At 54.2% G+C, this 16,512-nt stretch carries 14 protein-coding genes; 11 read left to right on the plus strand and 3 right to left on the minus strand.

Annotated features, from left to right (window positions below):
* Positions 1-46 precede the first annotated feature (46 nt).
* From serB to G5574_RS16675, 10 genes are all read left to right on the plus strand, one after another.
* Positions 47-1,024 (plus strand): phosphoserine phosphatase, encoded by a 978-nt coding sequence (gene serB / locus G5574_RS16630; protein ID WP_164482921.1) that lies wholly within the window; start codon positions 47-49, stop codon positions 1,022-1,024.
* A 13-nt stretch (positions 1,025-1,037) separates the two neighbouring features.
* Positions 1,038-2,420, plus strand: a complete 1,383-nt coding sequence (gene radA / locus G5574_RS16635) for a DNA repair protein RadA (RefSeq protein WP_164482922.1) — start codon at positions 1,038-1,040, stop codon at positions 2,418-2,420.
* 92 nt (positions 2,421-2,512) lie between these two features.
* Entirely contained in the window at positions 2,513-3,751 is a 1,239-nt protein-coding gene (gene nadR, locus G5574_RS16640; RefSeq protein WP_006121839.1) for a multifunctional transcriptional regulator/nicotinamide-nucleotide adenylyltransferase/ribosylnicotinamide kinase NadR, read from the plus strand.
* A gap of 322 nt (positions 3,752-4,073) precedes the next feature.
* Positions 4,074-4,991, plus strand: coding sequence for a winged helix-turn-helix domain-containing protein (locus tag G5574_RS16645; protein ID WP_164482923.1), 918 nt, complete (start codon positions 4,074-4,076; stop codon positions 4,989-4,991).
* Complete coding sequence (locus G5574_RS16650) at positions 4,991-5,440, plus strand: hypothetical protein (protein WP_006121842.1); 450 nt, start codon at positions 4,991-4,993, stop codon at positions 5,438-5,440. Before G5574_RS16645 ends, G5574_RS16650 begins: the two co-directional genes overlap by 1 nt.
* Positions 5,441-5,741: 301 nt before the next feature.
* Positions 5,742-6,239 (plus strand): fimbrial protein, encoded by a 498-nt coding sequence (locus G5574_RS16655; RefSeq protein ID WP_226374626.1) that lies wholly within the window; start codon positions 5,742-5,744, stop codon positions 6,237-6,239.
* A gap of 39 nt (positions 6,240-6,278) precedes the next feature.
* Complete coding sequence (locus tag G5574_RS16660) at positions 6,279-6,968, plus strand: fimbrial biogenesis chaperone (protein ID WP_164482924.1); 690 nt, start codon at positions 6,279-6,281, stop codon at positions 6,966-6,968.
* Positions 6,969-6,973: 5 nt separating this feature from the next.
* A complete protein-coding gene (locus G5574_RS16665) occupies positions 6,974-9,496 on the plus strand; it encodes a fimbria/pilus outer membrane usher protein (protein WP_058702093.1) in 2,523 nt (840 codons plus the stop codon).
* Positions 9,497-9,510: 14 nt separating this feature from the next.
* The gene (locus G5574_RS16670; RefSeq protein ID WP_054688175.1) at positions 9,511-10,794 is read left to right on the plus strand and encodes a fimbrial protein; all 1,284 of its coding nucleotides are present in this window, start codon (positions 9,511-9,513) and stop codon (positions 10,792-10,794) included.
* Between the two features lies 1 nt (position 10,795).
* On the plus strand, positions 10,796-11,551 hold the full coding sequence (locus G5574_RS16675; RefSeq protein WP_006118290.1) for a fimbrial biogenesis chaperone: 756 nt from the start codon (positions 10,796-10,798) through the stop codon (positions 11,549-11,551).
* A 43-nt stretch (positions 11,552-11,594) separates the two neighbouring features.
* On the opposite strand, the gene G5574_RS16680 is transcribed toward G5574_RS16675, so the two are convergent.
* Positions 11,595-12,596 (minus strand): zinc-binding alcohol dehydrogenase family protein, encoded by a 1,002-nt coding sequence (locus tag G5574_RS16680; RefSeq protein WP_006118291.1) that lies wholly within the window; start codon positions 12,594-12,596, stop codon positions 11,595-11,597.
* A 96-nt stretch (positions 12,597-12,692) separates the two neighbouring features.
* On the opposite strand from G5574_RS16680, the gene G5574_RS16685 reads away from it, so the two are divergent.
* The gene (locus tag G5574_RS16685) at positions 12,693-13,589 is read left to right on the plus strand and encodes a LysR family transcriptional regulator (RefSeq protein WP_033740197.1); all 897 of its coding nucleotides are present in this window, start codon (positions 12,693-12,695) and stop codon (positions 13,587-13,589) included.
* 36 nt (positions 13,590-13,625) lie between these two features.
* Here the strand turns inward: G5574_RS16685 and ettA are convergent, their stop codons facing one another.
* Positions 13,626-15,293, minus strand: a complete 1,668-nt coding sequence (gene ettA / locus G5574_RS16690) for an energy-dependent translational throttle protein EttA (protein WP_006118292.1) — start codon at positions 15,291-15,293, stop codon at positions 13,626-13,628.
* A 197-nt stretch (positions 15,294-15,490) separates the two neighbouring features.
* The gene (gene deoR / locus G5574_RS16695) at positions 15,491-16,255 is read right to left on the minus strand and encodes a DNA-binding transcriptional repressor DeoR (RefSeq protein ID WP_033740198.1); all 765 of its coding nucleotides are present in this window, start codon (positions 16,253-16,255) and stop codon (positions 15,491-15,493) included.
* Positions 16,256-16,512: the final 257 nt, after the last annotated feature.

Below are 16,512 nucleotides of genomic sequence, written 5' to 3' on the forward strand. Positions count from 1 at the left end.
ACAAGGTAGCCTCTTGCGTGGTTTTGTTGTTCCTACAGGAGCCCTGATGTCAAATCATCTTACCTGGTGCGATCTGCCTGCTGATGTCTCTCTCTGGCCGGGGTTGCCCCTTTCACTGAGCGGTGATGAAGTCATGCCGCTGGATTACCGTGCTGGCCGAACCGGCTGGTTACTCTATGGTCGCGGTCTGGATAAACAGCGTCTGACCGATTACCAGCATCAGCTTGGGGCCGCCATGGTGATCGTCAGCGCCTGGAACGTTGACGACTATCAGGTCATCCGCCTGGCGGGCTCCCTGACGCCGTTTGCCAGCAAACTGGCGCACGAGCTGGCGCTGGACGTAGCGCCGCTGGGGAAAATCCCCCACCTGAAAACGCCGGGCCTGCTGGTCATGGACATGGATTCCACCGCCATCAAAATCGAATGTATTGATGAGATAGCCAAACTGGCGGGCTGCGGCGAGCAGGTGGCAGAAGTCACCGAGCGGGCGATGCGCGGCGAGCTGGATTTTACCGCCAGCCTGCGCCAGCGCGTGGCGACGCTGAAAGGGGCGGATGCCAATATTCTTAAGCAGGTGCGCGACGAACTGCCCTTAATGCCGGGTCTGACCACGCTGACCAAAAAATTACAGGCGCTGGGCTGGCAGGTCGCGATTGCCTCAGGTGGCTTCACCTATTTTGCCGAGTTCCTGCGCGATAAGCTGCATCTGGCGGCAATAGCCGCTAATGAACTGGAAATCCGGGACGGAAAACTCACCGGCGAAGTGCTGGGTCCTGTCGTTGACGCACAGTACAAAGCAGAGACGTTGAAAAAGCTGGCGAAGCGTTTTGAGATTGCGCCAGAGCAGACCGTGGCGATCGGCGACGGTGCTAATGATTTGCTGATGATAAAAGCGTCGGCGCTGGGCATTGCTTACCATGCCAAACCGAAAGTCAATGAGCAAACCACCGTCACGATTCGGCATGCCGATTTGATGGGCGTGTTTTGCATCCTGACCGGTAGCCTGATTCACGAAGAGCGTTAACTGAGGAGTTGTTTTGGCCAAAGCGGCAAAACGCGCATTTGTCTGTAACGAGTGCGGCGCAGATTATCCACGCTGGCAGGGGCAATGCAGCGCCTGTCACGCCTGGAACACGATTACCGAGGTGCGTATTGCGGCCTCACCGGCGGCGGCGCGCAATGAGCGCCTCAGCGGTTATGCAGGCAATGCCGGAACCAGTCGGGTGCAAAAGCTGTCCGAAATCAGTCTGGAAGCCTTGCCCCGTTTTTCGACCAGTTTTAAAGAGTTTGACCGCGTGCTGGGTGGCGGTGTGGTGCCGGGCAGTGCCATTCTGATTGGCGGTAACCCCGGCGCCGGGAAATCGACGCTGCTGTTGCAGGTGATGTGCCGTTTAGCCGAGAGAATGAAAACCCTCTACGTCACCGGGGAGGAGTCATTACAGCAGGTCGCTATGCGCGCCCATCGTCTGGGATTGCCGAGTGACAATCTGAACATGCTGTCGGAAACCAGCATTGAGCAGATCTGCCTGATTGCGGAGCAGGAGCAGCCGCAAATCATGGTGATCGACTCGATTCAGGTGATGCACATGGCGGATATCCAGTCGTCGCCGGGCAGCGTGGCGCAGGTGCGTGAAACGGCCGCCTATCTGACGCGTTTCGCTAAAACCCGTGGCGTGGCAATTATCATGGTGGGCCATGTGACCAAAGACGGATCGCTGGCCGGGCCAAAAGTTCTGGAGCACTGCATTGACTGCTCCGTCCTGCTGGACGGCGATGCCGATTCCCGCTTCCGGACGTTACGTAGCCATAAAAACCGCTTTGGTGCCGTCAATGAACTTGGCGTATTTGCCATGACCGAGCAGGGCATGCGTGAGGTGAGCAACCCGTCCGCCATTTTCCTGTCGCGTGGTGAAGAGATCACGTCCGGCAGTTCGGTCATGGTGTTATGGGAAGGCACCCGTCCTTTACTGGTTGAGATTCAGGCGCTGGTGGATCATTCGATGATGGGCAATCCGCGTCGGGTTGCGGTCGGTCTGGAACAGAACCGCCTGGCCATTCTGCTGGCAGTGCTGCATCGTCATGGCGGTTTGCAAATGGCGGATCAGGATGTGTTCGTCAACGTGGTCGGCGGCGTGAAAGTCACGGAAACCAGTGCTGACCTGGCCCTGATGCTGTCGATGGTGTCCAGCCTGCGCGATCGCCCTTTGCCGCAGGATCTGGTTATCTTTGGCGAGGTCGGACTGGCCGGAGAGATTCGTCCGGTGCCCAGCGGACAGGAGCGCATTGCTGAAGCGGCTAAACATGGCTTTAAGCGGGCGATCGTGCCGGCGGGTAACGCACCGAAAAAGCCGATTGAGGGCATGCGCGTATACAGCGCGAAGAAGCTGGCGGATGCGTTGGCTATCCTTGATGATCTCTAAGCGAGTCCGTTTGTCCGGTGGCCGTATGGTCACCGGGCAGACGACAGGCTACGCTCTTCCCCTCGTTGAACATTGCTTGCAGGAGGCACCACATGTCGGCGTTTGATTATTTAAAAACGGCGATTCGCCAGCAGGGCCACACGCTTCAACAGGTGGCCGATGCCAGTGGCATGACCAAAGGGTATTTAAGCCAACTGCTTAACGCGAAAATTAAAAGCCCCAGCGCGCAAAAGCTGGAGGCTCTGCACCGTTTTCTCGGCCTGGAATTCCCCCGTCGCGATAAAAAAATAGGGGTGATTTTTGGCAAGTTTTATCCGCTCCATACTGGCCATATCTATCTGATTCAGCGCGCCTGTAGTCAGGTCGATGAGCTGCATATCATCATGGGCTACGACGAGCCGCGCGATCTGAGCCTGTTTGAAAACAGCGCCATGTCGCAGCAGCCCACCGTCAGTGATCGTCTGCGCTGGTTACTGCAAACCTTTAAGTACCAGAAAAATATTCGCATTCACGCCTTCGATGAAGAGGGGATTGAGCCCTATCCTCATGGCTGGGATGTGTGGAGCGCAGGGGTAAAGATCTTTCTGGAAGAGCAGGGGATTGCGGCAGACTGCGTCTATACCAGTGAGGCACCAGATGCTGAGATGTATCAACAGCATCTGGGCATTCAAACCATACTGATCGATCCGAACCGATCGTTTATGAATATCAGCGGCGCGCAGATTCGTCAGGATCCTTTCCGCTTCTGGGATTACATCCCCACCGAAGTGAAGCCCTTCTTTGTGCGCACCGTGGCCATTCTGGGCGGTGAGTCGAGTGGGAAATCGATGCTGGTGAATAAGCTGGCGAACATCTTTAACACGTCCAGCGCCTGGGAATATGGCCGCGACTATGTCTTTTCACATCTGGGCGGCGATGAGATGGCGCTTCAGTATTCAGACTACGACAAGATCGCGCTGGGCCATGCACAGTACATCGATTTTGCGGTGAAATATGCCAATAAAGTGGCATTTATTGATACCGATTTCGTCACGACCCAGGCATTTTGTAAAAAGTATGAAGGCCGTGAGCATCCGTTTGTTCAGGCCATGATTGACGAGTATCGCTTCGATCTGGTGATCCTGCTGGAAAACAACGTACCCTGGGTAGCGGACGGGTTACGCAGCCTGGGCAGCTCTGTCGATCGCCGCGAGTTCCAGAGCATGTTGATAGCGATGTTAGGTGAAAACAACATCGACTTCGTTCATGTGCAGGAAGAAGATTATGACGCGCGCTTCCTGCGCTGTATTGAACTGGTGAAAGGTATGCTGGGCGAACAAAGCGCCCTTTGAGGTTTTTGCCTGCACGCCGGGGCGGTGAGGGGACACCCTGCCGCTCCTCACGTCCTGTTTTCTGCGCCTGTTATTTTCCCGCCTTTTTGATTACAAAAAATAATGCTTTGCGAAATACCGCGCCCTCCAAATAACGTACGTAACATACACAAACAAAATAAAGAATTTTGAATTCCTGAGTAACATTATTTCGTATTTAAAGTCTGAAATTATTTTATTTCTTCTGTTTGTTTATGTTAAATGTAAGTTCAATATTATTTACTGGCTTATATTAAGGGAGCATTCATAAGACAGAAATAAGGATATATCCGGATTTAATAATATGAAAAAGATAAGTATTGGTAATGAAGTGGTTTTTTATCCTGGGAAAAGGGAAATTGTTGGTAATAATCAGGTGCTGAAGCTGCATTCTTCAGTCTCATATTGTTTTGAATTGCTGATCGCGCGGCAGGGCGAAATTGTCGATCATGAGGCGTTTTATCAGTATGCCTGGCGACGGTTTGGGATGGAGGTCAGTGCCAATGCGTTATATCAAAGTATTTCGCTCATCAGAAAAGCGCTGTTGGCATGCAATATCCGTCAGGATGTGATCAGGACCATTCCACGCCGTGGCTTCATGCTGGCAAATGCGATTCTTATTGAGGAGTCGACAATTGCGCCTGCTGATGAGGACGCTGGGGCAGGAAAAAACGACCAGAAAGACGAACAGAATATTCCGCCCTTCGCTACGTCCGGTGAAGAGGCGAGTGCGTGCGATACAACGGAATCCGTTATTCAGGATGATGAGGATATTTCAGAAAACCTTATTAAGAACGCACCGTATTCTGAACCAGAATCTCAACAGCCCATCAGCCGTCCTGAGCCTGCTGAATTCACTGTCAGCAAAGGCGCTTATCGCTATGCTATTTCGACACGGCATCTTTTTATCACGGGACTGGCGGTGATGACGATACTGGTTTGTGGTTTTGCCATCATGACCTTTTCACTTCACCGCCACGAGATGATTTTTATTAAACGGTTTGATATGAATGGATGTGAAATATACGCCAATGAAAAAGCCGGTAATGGCCTGGTCGCGCGCATCGCCGTTGACAGTAAAGTCAGTTGTACAGAACGACGAAAGATTTATATCACGGCATTTACCAATGGTGAACGCATTTCGGTACTGCAATGTAAAAATGCACTCTCGTTTTTCGGTTCCCCCGACTGTATTTCGTATTATTATATAAGGAGTAAGTAGTGAAGTTAACCTTTCTGTTGGCTGTAATCGTGATGACAGCAGCAGGCATTGTCGTGTTTTTATTCAGACAGGATTCTGTCCATTGTATTGCAAACAGTAATTACATCAGAAATGGTGAGACATTTTCCGTCATCACCTCTCATGATATGCGAGAGGGGCACGGTGTTATCGCCATCACCGGCCGACTCACCGATCACGATAATAACGTTACTCGTCTGAGCAAAATTATCCGGTTTACTTATCAGCGCGAGGGCGATCTGTACCTTGCCCGGTCAACATTAATTGAATCGTCCCCGGATAATCAAATGTCCCAGCAGGAACAGCAAAAGTGGCTGCCGGCATTTTTTATTAACGTGGGGGCGACGTTTCCCTTTGTCATCAAAAGGACAGGTATTGACACCTGGACATTTTATTCCGGCCCTGTTCCGCTTTACCTCTGCGAAAAATAAGCCATAAAACGTGGCGATCGTTAACGTTCTTTGTGGGTTCCCGGTCTGTGGTTATCTTAAGGGGACTCTCATTTCAGTAACAGAGGATTAACACCATCTAATTGAATTTAAATATCTTTCTATTTGATGGTGCATTCCTTCACATAAGCTCAGAACACTTCACACACCGTTCCCCTGCCGTGCGCCTTATGATCCTCGCCGCCAATGCGCATCTTTATTCATCAAAAATCATAAGAGGGAATCAATGAAAGCCAGCTCTTTTTCACGCTGCATGACGCTTGTTGTTTGTAGTGCGAGTTTAATGTCTTGCCATGTTTTTGCAGCCTCAGAAAATACAATTCGCTTTCAGGGCGAGGTCAATGCACAAACCTGTAACGTCAATGTTAATGATGCAACCGGCAGCCCGATTATTTTGCTGCCGACCGTTTCAACGGCCGAGTTGAGTACAGCAAAATCAACCGCCGGTAAAACACCTTTTACGATTAACTTAACCGGTTGCGTCGCACCGGACGCCGGATCAACACAGGCAATGGCAATTAATCTGGCTGGCAATAATATTTCGCCCACCGGCGATTTACTCAATACCGGCACCGCCGAAAACGTGGCGCTGCGTTTACTGGACAGTAACGACAACGCGATAGATTTGTCGGGTGGGACGGCCAGGGTCACCGGTATGACGCTGGAAAGCGGAAGCACCAGCGCATCGCAAAACTTTTCAGTCGTCTATTACAGCGACTCTGGAAAGGCGGGCGCCGGTACGGTTTTAAGTAGCGTTCAATATTCTGTCAGCTATCCCTAATCATCAGGCCCCCTTCTTTTAAGGGGGCAGGAGAACCCTGTGTTGAAGTCTCTAGTTCTTCTTTTTCTGGCCTTTTCAGCCATGTTTTGTCAGGCAAGCGTCGTATTAAATGGCACGCGCGTCATTGTAGACGGTGCGAAAAAAGAAAAAACGCTTCAGTTTACGAATACTGGCGATCAGCCAGCGCTGATTCAGATTCAGGCGATCAATCTCAATAATCATTCTGTCCCCCCTTTTGTGGCGTTACCGCAAATATTCAGGATTGCTCCTGAAGCCGGCCAAACGGTAAAGCTCAACGTGACGGAGAATAATCTTCCTCAGGACAGAGAGTCACTGTTTTATATGGATTACACCGAGATCCCCTCGTTAAAAAAAGGGCTGGAGGATAAGAATAAACTCTATTTGATTATTAAGAACAGAGTAAAGGTTATCGTTCGCCCATATGGACTGAATTTTTCCATGGATAACCTGAAGAATGCGCTCTCATACCATATTCAGGGACATGACATCGTTTTCCGCAATGCCTCGCCCTTTTACGCCAATATTCGATCTTTTGCGTTGGTCAAAGGAAATAACCGTGTTCCCTGGCATGAAGCCGTGACGCTGGCACCGTTTAGTGAGCAGCGTATTACGTTAAAAGGCCAGTCATCCCTTCAGGGATATACGCTTAACGCCGTTCTTATTAATGATTTTGGTGCCGACGAAAGAATAAACGTGAACGAAAAGTAGCAGAAATGAATATAGTCTCATTATTCTTATTGTTCGCTTTGAGTCTGCTTTTCCTCCGGGGCGGTCAGGCGGCTGAAGGTCAGGATGACTATCTGTTTGATCCTGCCTTAGTGCGCGAAATGCTGCCTGGACAGATTGCGATGCCTGACAATGTGCAGGACGCCTGGTTCCAGCCCGGCCGCTATGATGTCGATCTTTATCTCAACGGTAAATTTCAACAGTCCACGTCGGTTGATATCGTTCGTGCGGGCAGAGCGCTTTCGGTATGCCTGCCGTTGTCCTTTTATCAGGCCTTCGGCGTCAAAGCCCACTATCTCACTGCGCTCAAGGCGAAAGACTGTGCCAGGCCCGATGCGCTTTTGACGGGCGCGTCAGTTAACGTGAATACGGGCAGCCTGCGTGTAGACGTTACCGTCCCACAGGCGATGCGGGTTCAGCGGCCCGTCGGCTATATCGCGCCCGAAAACCTGACGGCGGGCACGACCATGGGGTTCGTGAATTACAATCTGAACCAGTTCTATTCCGATTATAAAAATGCGCAGCGTTTCGAATCCACGTATCTGGGTATTAACAGTGGCATCAATGTCGGCATGTGGCGTTTTCGTCAACAGGGAAACTTTACGCATGACGAGGTCGGCAATCGCTGGCAAAGCGCCAGGGCCTGGGTACAACGTGCGCTGCCGTCATTACGAAGTGAGGCGGGCATAGGCGAGCTTTTCAGTAACGGCGATCTGTTTACGGCGGTCAGTTTCAACGGGGTCAGTCTGGACTCTGATGACCGTATGCTGCCGGATTCTGTTCGGGGTTATGCACCGCTGGTGCGCGGCGTGGCAAACAGCAATGCCCGCGTGACGGTCTGGCAGGGCAAGCAACGGATATATCAGACAACCGTGCCGCCAGGGCCGTTTACGATCAATGACCTGAGCCCGGTGAGCTATGGCGGCGATCTCAGCGTGGAGGTTCAGGAGTCTGACGGCAGCCTGCATCGTTTTAGCGTGCCGTATGCGGTCTTACCGCAGTCGCTGCGTCCAGGCCGGACAGACTACAACTTTGCCGCCGGTAAAGTCAGGGATTACAGCAAAGCCAACACCTTTACTGAGTTAACCGTCAGGCACGGCCTGAGCAATGCCATTACGCTGAACGGCGGCGTCAGGCTGGGCGAACGCTATCATGCCGTGCTGGCTGGCGGCGTCTGGGCTTCAGACATAGGGGCCGTGGGATTTAACAGCGCGTATTCCAGCGCGGTTCTGAACGGCGGTGAGTCGACCCAGGGATGGCGTTACGCACTGAGTTACAGTCGAACCTTTCAGCCCACGAATACCACTCTGACGTTTGCGGGCTACCAGTATTCCACCCAGGGTTACCGCGATCTCAACGACGTGATTGCACTGAATAACGCGGAAACGCCGGGCCGCAACAGTATTACCAGCGAATATATGCAGCGTACCCGCCTGCAGATGACCCTGAATCAGACGCTGGGGCAGTGGGGCAACATCTATCTCTCCGGCTCGAAGCAAAATTACTATGACGGTCGCTCGCGGACGACACAGTTTCAGGTCGGTTATGGCACGGTGCTGCCCAAAAACATCGCACTGAATATTTCCCTGTCGCGCCAGTATTCGCGCAGAGCCTATGCCACCGATCCGCGCAGAGCTGTCATGGCTCAGTACGCAGACGAGACGTTTTATAAAGATACCCAGTTACAGGTCAGCGTCTCTGTGCCGCTGGGCACGGACGCCACTTCACCTTACCTGGCTCTGGGGGGATCCCGTGGAAGCCAGAACGGCAGTAATTACACAGCGTCGCTCAGCGGGCTGAGTGGTGAGAGCGGCACCAGCTACAGCCTGAATGTGAATCGCGATCAGCAGCAGCGTGACACGACAGTAAGCGGCAGCCTGGGCAAAACCTTTTCTGAGGCCAGCGTGACCGGTACTGCCTCGACCTCTTCACGGTTTAATCAGATGTCCGTTAACGCCATGGGGGCGGCGGTGATCCACAGCGGTGGTGTGACGTTAGGCCATTATCTGGGCGATACCTTCGCCCTCGTCGAGGCGAAAGGGGCCAGGGGCGCACGCATCCTGAACAGCCAGGGCAGTGAAATCGATCGCTTTGGCTATGCGCTGGTCCCTTCGCTCAACCCGTATCACTACAACACCATTACGCTGGGTGCCAGCGGCAGCGACGGTCATGTGGAAATTCAGGACAGCGAAAAAAGTGTCGCGCCTTATGCCGGTGCGATGGTGAAGGTGTCGTTCAGAACCTTACGCGGTTATCCCCTGATGCTGAAAACCCGTACGAATCGCGATGCTATGGTGCCTGTGGGCGCGGATCTGCTGGATGAGACGGGCAAGCGCGTGGGCACGTTTGGCCAGGGCGGCAATGCCTGGTTACGTGTGGCGAAAACCCAGGGCCGACTGAAAGCCGTCTGGGGTGACGATGCGCAATCGTCCTGTGTGATGGATTACCACATTCCTCAACCTGAACCTGACGCGGTGATGACCTACGCGGATGCCGTCTGTCGTTTTTAGATTCTAAGGTGTTAATGATGAAACGCGTTTTAGCGGTAATGACATTCTTTTTTTTGACAGCGTGGCTCCCGGCTTACGCGACCTGTACCCGGGTCAACCCGGTCGATCAGGGCTGTGATGCCTGCGGTGCGCCCCTGAATTTCGGCAATATCGCATTAATGAATCTGCGTTATCAGCCCGCCGGCACCGTGCTGGCCCGTTCGGTGTTCCGGGTGGTGCCGTCTGTTGCTAACAACAATCCCGATCGCGTGTTGTACGAGTGTGACCTTGCTGATAAAGACCAACTGTTTGAAGTCTTCGCCACTAACGGTGACAGCAACGTTGGCGGTGCCTGGGACATGGGGGACAACTATTTCCAGACCTATTTTCCTTTTACTGCATTAAAGCTGGTTCACGTGCGCAGTGGTAAGCCTTTTACCCGTATCTGGCAAAAAGTACCGCTCACGCAGTATGAGATAGACGGGAACAAAATCAAGATCAGGGGGCGCGACTTCAGCCCCATCAGTGCGGAGCTCATTCGTACCGACAGCAACAACCGCACGCCGGGTTACGCGTCGTGGGGCTGCCTCTGGGCGGCGGCCGATAATTACACTGGCTCCTACAGTTGCAACCAGCCCAATGGCTATGTGGTGTTTATGGGGCCGGGGATGAATGTGCCCGAAGCGGGTCAGGACAGCTGGAACCATTTTGAAACCTGGGGAACCGGACGTTACATGGCCTTTGGGATGAATACCGCGCCGGTCGCCACTCTGACGCAAAATATGACCCAGGGCTGCCGGGTGGAGAATTATACCGCAAACGTCCTTTTCCCCGGCATCAGCATCAATGCGCTCAATGAAGGCCAGGCGGTGACGGCGCCGCTCAGCATTACGCTGGCCTGTGCGAACGGAACCGAAAACCTCTCTGGCGTTCAGTCGGGTCAGCTGTCTCTGGGGTTTCAACCGAGCTACGCCGCGTGGCTGCAGGCGCAGCAGTTGGGACTGACGACGGGAGACGGTCTTTCGCGCTACCTGGTGTCCGATCATTACGACAGTTTACCGTCGCTGGCGAAAGGCGTGGGCATTCAACTGGAAACGTCAGGTGGCCAGCCCGTCTCCTTTTTAAGCTGGAGCAGCTTCAGCGGGAGTGCGGGCTGGCGACCGGTGCTGGAGGACGCGCAGGTGATCAGCGGCAGTCAGCAGAATGACGAGAAACTGTATCAGCGTACTTTCAACGCCCGTCTGGCAAAGCTCCCGGGTAAAACGGTGACGGCGGGCCATGTTGATGCAACCGCATCTATCCTCATTCGGCTGCAATAAGATGAAAACGTTTCTTTGGTTATGGATGTGTATCGTGATTAACGCTCAGGCCGCGGTAATTCCGCAGCAAAGCCGACTGATCTTCCATCCCGGCGAGGTGCAAACCCCGTTACTGCTGGTTAACAGCGGCGACGCACCCGTGCTGATCCAGACCTGGGTCGACAGCGGCGCTCCGGAAAAATCGCCGGGCAGTAAAGCCTTTCCTTTTGTCGCGCTTCCCGGCGTTTTTACGCTGAACAAAGATGAAAAAAAACAGATTACCGTTTTACGCACTGAGCTGGCCGCAACGCTGCCACAGGATCGGGAATCCCTTTACTGGCTCAATCTGTACGAAATCAGCGCCGTAAAAAAAGGAACGATACAGCCGGGCAGCGATAAGATCAGCATGGCGCTGAATACCCAACTTAAAGTGATCAACAGACCGTTTAAGAAGGCGATACCGTTTACGGCACGGGTGAACGCCGTCACCTTTCAGGTCAGGAAAATGCAGGGGCAGGTTTTCATTCGTGCCACCAACCGTAGTGGCTACTTTTTCACGCCGGGCAAAATGACCGTGCGGGCAGGCGGAAAAGGCTACACCGTTTATCTGGACGGGGATAAAACGCTCGCGCCTTTTTCCAGCAAAGAGTATCCCCTGATGGGAAACGCGTCGCCTTCCGCGGCGAGCCAGATCCTTGTTGATTACACGGCGCTGGACGATGAGGGGAACCCGCAGGCTTTTACCGCGCCTGTGGCTCCCTCCGAGGAAGCCCCGTGAAACGGGGCGAGCGGATGCCGCACGGACCGGCATCCGCAGGTGATCAGTAAACCATGACCACTTTGCCGCGCATATGGCCTTCCAGTACACGCTGGTGGGCCGCTTCCAGGGTTTCCACACTTAACCCGTGCAGGGTTTCACTCAGGGTGGTTTGCAGCTTTCCGTCATCTAACAGGCGGGCAACGCTATTCAGAATCTCACCCTGTTGCGCCATATCCGGCGTGGTGAACATGCTGCGAGTGTACATAAACTCAAAGTGCAGCGAGGCGCTCTTAAGCTTCAGTTGATCCATTGACAGCGGATGTTCGTTCTCGACGATGGTGCAGATATGACCCTGGGGCGCGATGAGCTGGCTCATGGTTTCCCAGTGGCCGTCAGTGTCGTTAAGGCAGAAAATGTAGTCGACCTGCTTAATGCCGTGCTTTTCCAGCTCAGCGGGCATGTCTTTATAGTTGATCACCAGGTCGGCCCCGCGATCGCGGCACCACTGGGCAGAGTCTTCCCGTGACGCGGTGGCAATCACTTTCGCCTTACTGCGCATTTTCGCCAGCGGAATCGCCAGAGAGCCTACACCGCCTGCGCCGCCAACGATCAGCAGCGTTTGATCGTCACGCGCGGCTGCCATATCCAGTCGCTCGAACAAACCTTCCCAGGCGGTAAGCGCCGTTAAAGGAATCGCCGCAGAGGCCGCCCAGTCGAGCGTTTTCGGCTTATGGCCAGTGATACGGGAATCGACTAACTGTTCGGTGCTGTTACTGCCCGGGCGGGTAATATCACCCGCATAGTACACTTCATCCCCGGGCTTGAAGCCCGTGACTTTGCTGCCGGTTTCCAGCACCACGCCGCTGGCATCCCAGCCGAGGATACGCGGCACCTGCAAACCATTTTTGATCGCGCCTTTATGCACCTTGGTATCCACCGGGTTGACCGAGGCGGCTTTTACCTGGACACGCAGGTCATACTCGCCGGGCACAGGCGTTTCCGGGAAAATTTCGGTAAAGTTTTTTGGGTTTTCGGGATCAACAGCAATCGCGCGGACAGACATAATTTATTCTCCAGTAGTGTTTCTTCAAGTGTAGAGCCCCACCGTCAGGCTGATAAGATGGACAATAGTTATTAGAGTGTTCGTCTGAGGTGAACAATGGCGTTTCGTGAGTGGCAGGATATGGCGCTGTTTGCGCTGGTGGCGGAGTGCGGCAGCTTTACCGCTGCGGCAGAGCGGGCAGGTTTGCCCAAATCCAGCGTCAGTCAACGTATCAGCCAGCTTGAGCAGCGGCTGGGCATCCGGCTGTTAAACCGGACGACGCGCCAGCTTAACCTGACCTTTGCCGGGGAGCGTTATCTGCTGCACTGTCAGGAGATGATGCAGGCCAGCGAACGTGCCGAACAGGCGATTGCCAACCTGCGGGAAAATCCCAGCGGTCGCCTGCGCATCACCAGCCCGGCAGGTATTGGGGCAACCTTACTGGCGCGCTGTAACGCCGCATTTTTACGGCGTTATCCTGATGTCACGCTGGACATTTCCGTTTCAGACGAGATTCGCGACCTGGTACAGGATGGCTTTGATCTTGCCTTACGCACCGGCCAGCCACAGGAATCGTCTCTGATTGGGCGACGTGTCGGGTACTGCGAGCGATTGCTGGTGGCCTCGCAGACTTATCTCGATCAGCATCCGCCGGTTACTCATCCGCAGCAGCTGGCTGAACATCGCTGTATCGCGCACCGCGCCTGGAACGAGTGGGTGCTTAAACGCGACAGTCAGTATCATCGCTGGCTGCTGCCGCCCGCGCACCTGACCGACAATTTGCTCTATGCCCGCGAATCGGCGCTGGGGCATGCCGGCATTACGCTACTGCCGCGTTTCTTAACGGACGGGGAGATGCGCGATGCGCGCCTGGTGCAGGTGTTACCGGAATGGACGGTTGAGGGAAACGAGCTGTGGCTGGTCTATCCCAGTCGTAAACTGAATTCGCCCGCGCTGATGAGGTTTATTGAATTTGCGTTGCAGTCGTCGGTGTTTCGCGACTTTTACCGCTGAGGAAAAGAAAAGGGCGGCATTGCTGCCGCCCCTGAATCATTTGGCAATACGCTTGTACTTGATGCGCTTCGGCTCCAGCGCATCCGCGCCCAGCGTGCGTTTCTTGTACTCTTCGTATTCGGTAAAGTTACCTTCGAAGAACTCGATCTTCCCTTCATCCTGGTAGTCCAGAATGTGCGTCGCGATGCGGTCAAGGAACCAACGGTCATGCGAGATCACCATGGCACAGCCAGGGAATTCAAGCAGGGCGTTTTCCAGCGCGCGCAGGGTTTCAATGTCCAGGTCGTTGGTCGGTTCATCGAGCAGCAGCATGTTGCCGCCAACCTGCAGCAGTTTTGCCAGATGCAGACGGCCCCGCTCACCACCGGATAACTCACCGACGCGTTTGCCCTGATCGACGCCTTTAAAGTTAAAGCGTCCGACATAGGCGCGGCTTGGCATTTCCGTGTTGCCGATACGCATGATGTCCTGGCCGCCGGAGACTTCTTCCCACACGGTTTTGGCGTTATCCATGCTGTCACGGAACTGATCGACAGAGGCCAGCTTCACGGTTTCACCCAGCACGATCTCACCGGAATCCGGTTGTTCCTGACCGGACATCATGCGGAACAGCGTGGATTTACCGGCCCCGTTCGGACCGATGATGCCGACGATGGCACCTTTCGGTACCGAGAAGGACAGATCGTCAATCAGCACGCGGTCACCGTAGGATTTACGCAGGTGGCTGACTTCCAGCACCTTATCACCCAGGCGGGCACCCGGCGGAATAAACAGTTCGTTGGTTTCGTTACGTTTCTGGTAGTCGGTATTGTTCAGCTCTTCAAAGCGTGCCAGACGGGCTTTGCCTTTAGACTGCTGGCCTTTTGGCCCTTTACGTACCCACTCCAGCTCTTTCTCGATAGATTTACGACGGGCCGCTTCAGTCGAGGCTTCCTGTGCCAGACGGGCATCTTTCTGCTCCAGCCATGAAGAGTAGTTACCTTCCCACGGAATCCCCTCACCACGGTCGAGTTCCAGGATCCAGCCGGCAACGTTATCCAGGAAGTAACGGTCGTGGGTAATCGCGACCACGGTGCCTTCGAAGTCATGCAGGAAGCGTTCCAGCCAGGCGACCGATTCGGCGTCCAGGTGGTTCGTCGGTTCGTCCAGCAGCAGCATGTCTGGCTTTTCCAGCAGCAGGCGGCACAGCGCAACACGGCGGCGTTCACCACCGGACAGGTTCGCGATTTTGGCGTCCCAGTCTGGCAGGCGCAGCGCATCGGCGGCACGTTCCAGCTGTGTGTTCAGGTTATGGCCGTCGTGTGCCTGAATGATCTCTTCCAGACGTCCCTGCTCAGCTGCCAGCTTGTCAAAATCCGCATCTTCTTCGGCGTAAAGCGCATAAACCTCATCAAGGCGTTTCAGCGCGCCAACCACTTCCGACAGCGCTTCTTCAACGGATTCACGCACGGTGTGCTCAAGGTTGAGCTGCGGTTCCTGCGGCAGGTAACCAATTTTGATACCGGGCTGTGGACGGGCTTCCCCTTCGATGTCTTTATCGATGCCTGCCATGATGCGCAGCAGCGTCGATTTACCGGCACCGTTCAGGCCGAGTACGCCAATTTTCGCACCGGGGAAGAAGCTGAGGGAGATGTTTTTCAGAATATGACGCTTTGGCGGTACCACTTTGCCAACGCGATGCATGCTATAGACGAATTGAGCCACGTTGTATTGAGCCTCTGGGTCTGTTTGTCGTTTGGATGATGTCGAAGTTTAGCCTTTTTCGCCGCCTAATCACAGCCGAGGGGACGGGATTATTCGATGGCGGCCGCGGGTTCAGAATAACTGTTTGATTTATGTCCGTTGTCAGACCGACACGGCACAGGGCAACGCGCATCAGAACGCCGGTGGACAGGCTGAAGTCAGGGCAGGCGCACGGGAATAGACTGTTGCGCTAACCACTGACTCAGCGTGGCATCTGGCGCGCTGTCGCTGACCAGCAGGTCGAAGCGTGAAAGTGCGCCAATGCGGGCCGGTAACACTTTCCCGTATTTACTGCTGTCCGCCACCAGAATCCGCTGGCGCGCGCGCCGCATGGCGTGGTGTTTCATGGGCAGTTCATTAAGGTTATAACAGGTCGCGCCCTGATCGTGGCTGACGCCTGCCGCAGAAATAAAGGCCAGGTCAGGGCACAGGTCATCCAGAATGCACTGTCCGCCCACCGGCGTGAATAAGGCGTTATCCGCATGGAATTCACCGCCGCTCAGGATGACATGGCAGGCGGGCTTTTCTTTTAACGCCAGAAAAGTATTCATGGCACAGCAGATGGCGGTGAAGGGCAGGGCATCCGGAATGGCATCCACCACATAGGGCAAGGTCGTCCCGCAGTCGAAAAAGACGGTATCGTTCTCCCCGATCAGACCTGCCGCCGCCTGCGCCAGCTGCTGTTTGCGGGTGGCGTTTTGACCGTGCTGATCGGAGACAAAATAGTGACCGGGTTGGCTTCTGGGATCGCTGACGATATAGCCGCCGAGCAGGACGACGCTGGATGTCGGTTCGCTCAGATCCCGGCGAATCGTCATCTCTGAGACGTCCAGCAACCGGGCGGCATCCTTCAGGTGAAGTTTATCGGTGCGCTTCAGTGCCAGAGCGAGTTTGCGCAGACGTTCGTCGCGGCGGGTTTCCATTGTCATCTCTGAACCTGTATTCCTTGAGGAGGACGTCATATGTCTGTTACACCGCGAAGGTGGCCGGTAACGGGGGCGTTCAACTCGCCCGTTTTCACTTCGTGACCTTTGATAAAGGCAAAAAAGAAGGCGTTGCATGCTCGACGCATCCGTTTTTTATCTTACCTGCAAAGCGATTATCCCGTAAATCGCTGGCATGCCACCCGGGGAACCGTACTGTAACCTGCAATAAGCCGATGTGTGATGTTGAAATTTTA

This window comes from Pantoea stewartii, from assembly GCF_011044475.1.
GTDB classification, from domain to species: domain Bacteria; phylum Pseudomonadota; class Gammaproteobacteria; order Enterobacterales; family Enterobacteriaceae; genus Pantoea; species Pantoea stewartii.

Bases quoted from the DNA above. Each gene is read 5' to 3' on its own strand.
- serB (WP_164482921.1), top strand. From the start codon at position 47: ATGTCAAATCATCTTACCTGGTGCGATCTGCCTGCTGATGTCTCTCTC.
- nadR (WP_006121839.1), top strand. From the start codon at position 2,513: ATGTCGGCGTTTGATTATTTAAAAACGGCGATTCGCCAGCAGGGCCAC.
- G5574_RS16645 (WP_164482923.1), top strand. From the start codon at position 4,074: ATGAAAAAGATAAGTATTGGTAATGAAGTGGTTTTTTATCCTGGGAAA.
- G5574_RS16655 (WP_226374626.1), top strand. From the start codon at position 5,742: ATGTCTTGCCATGTTTTTGCAGCCTCAGAAAATACAATTCGCTTTCAG.
- G5574_RS16665 (WP_058702093.1), top strand. From the start codon at position 6,974: ATGAATATAGTCTCATTATTCTTATTGTTCGCTTTGAGTCTGCTTTTC.
- G5574_RS16670 (WP_054688175.1), top strand. From the start codon at position 9,511: ATGATGAAACGCGTTTTAGCGGTAATGACATTCTTTTTTTTGACAGCG.
- G5574_RS16675 (WP_006118290.1), top strand. From the start codon at position 10,796: ATGAAAACGTTTCTTTGGTTATGGATGTGTATCGTGATTAACGCTCAG.
- G5574_RS16680 (WP_006118291.1), bottom strand. From the start codon at position 12,596: ATGTCTGTCCGCGCGATTGCTGTTGATCCCGAAAACCCAAAAAACTTT.
- G5574_RS16685 (WP_033740197.1), top strand. From the start codon at position 12,693: ATGGCGTTTCGTGAGTGGCAGGATATGGCGCTGTTTGCGCTGGTGGCG.
- deoR (WP_033740198.1), bottom strand. From the start codon at position 16,255: ATGGAAACCCGCCGCGACGAACGTCTGCGCAAACTCGCTCTGGCACTG.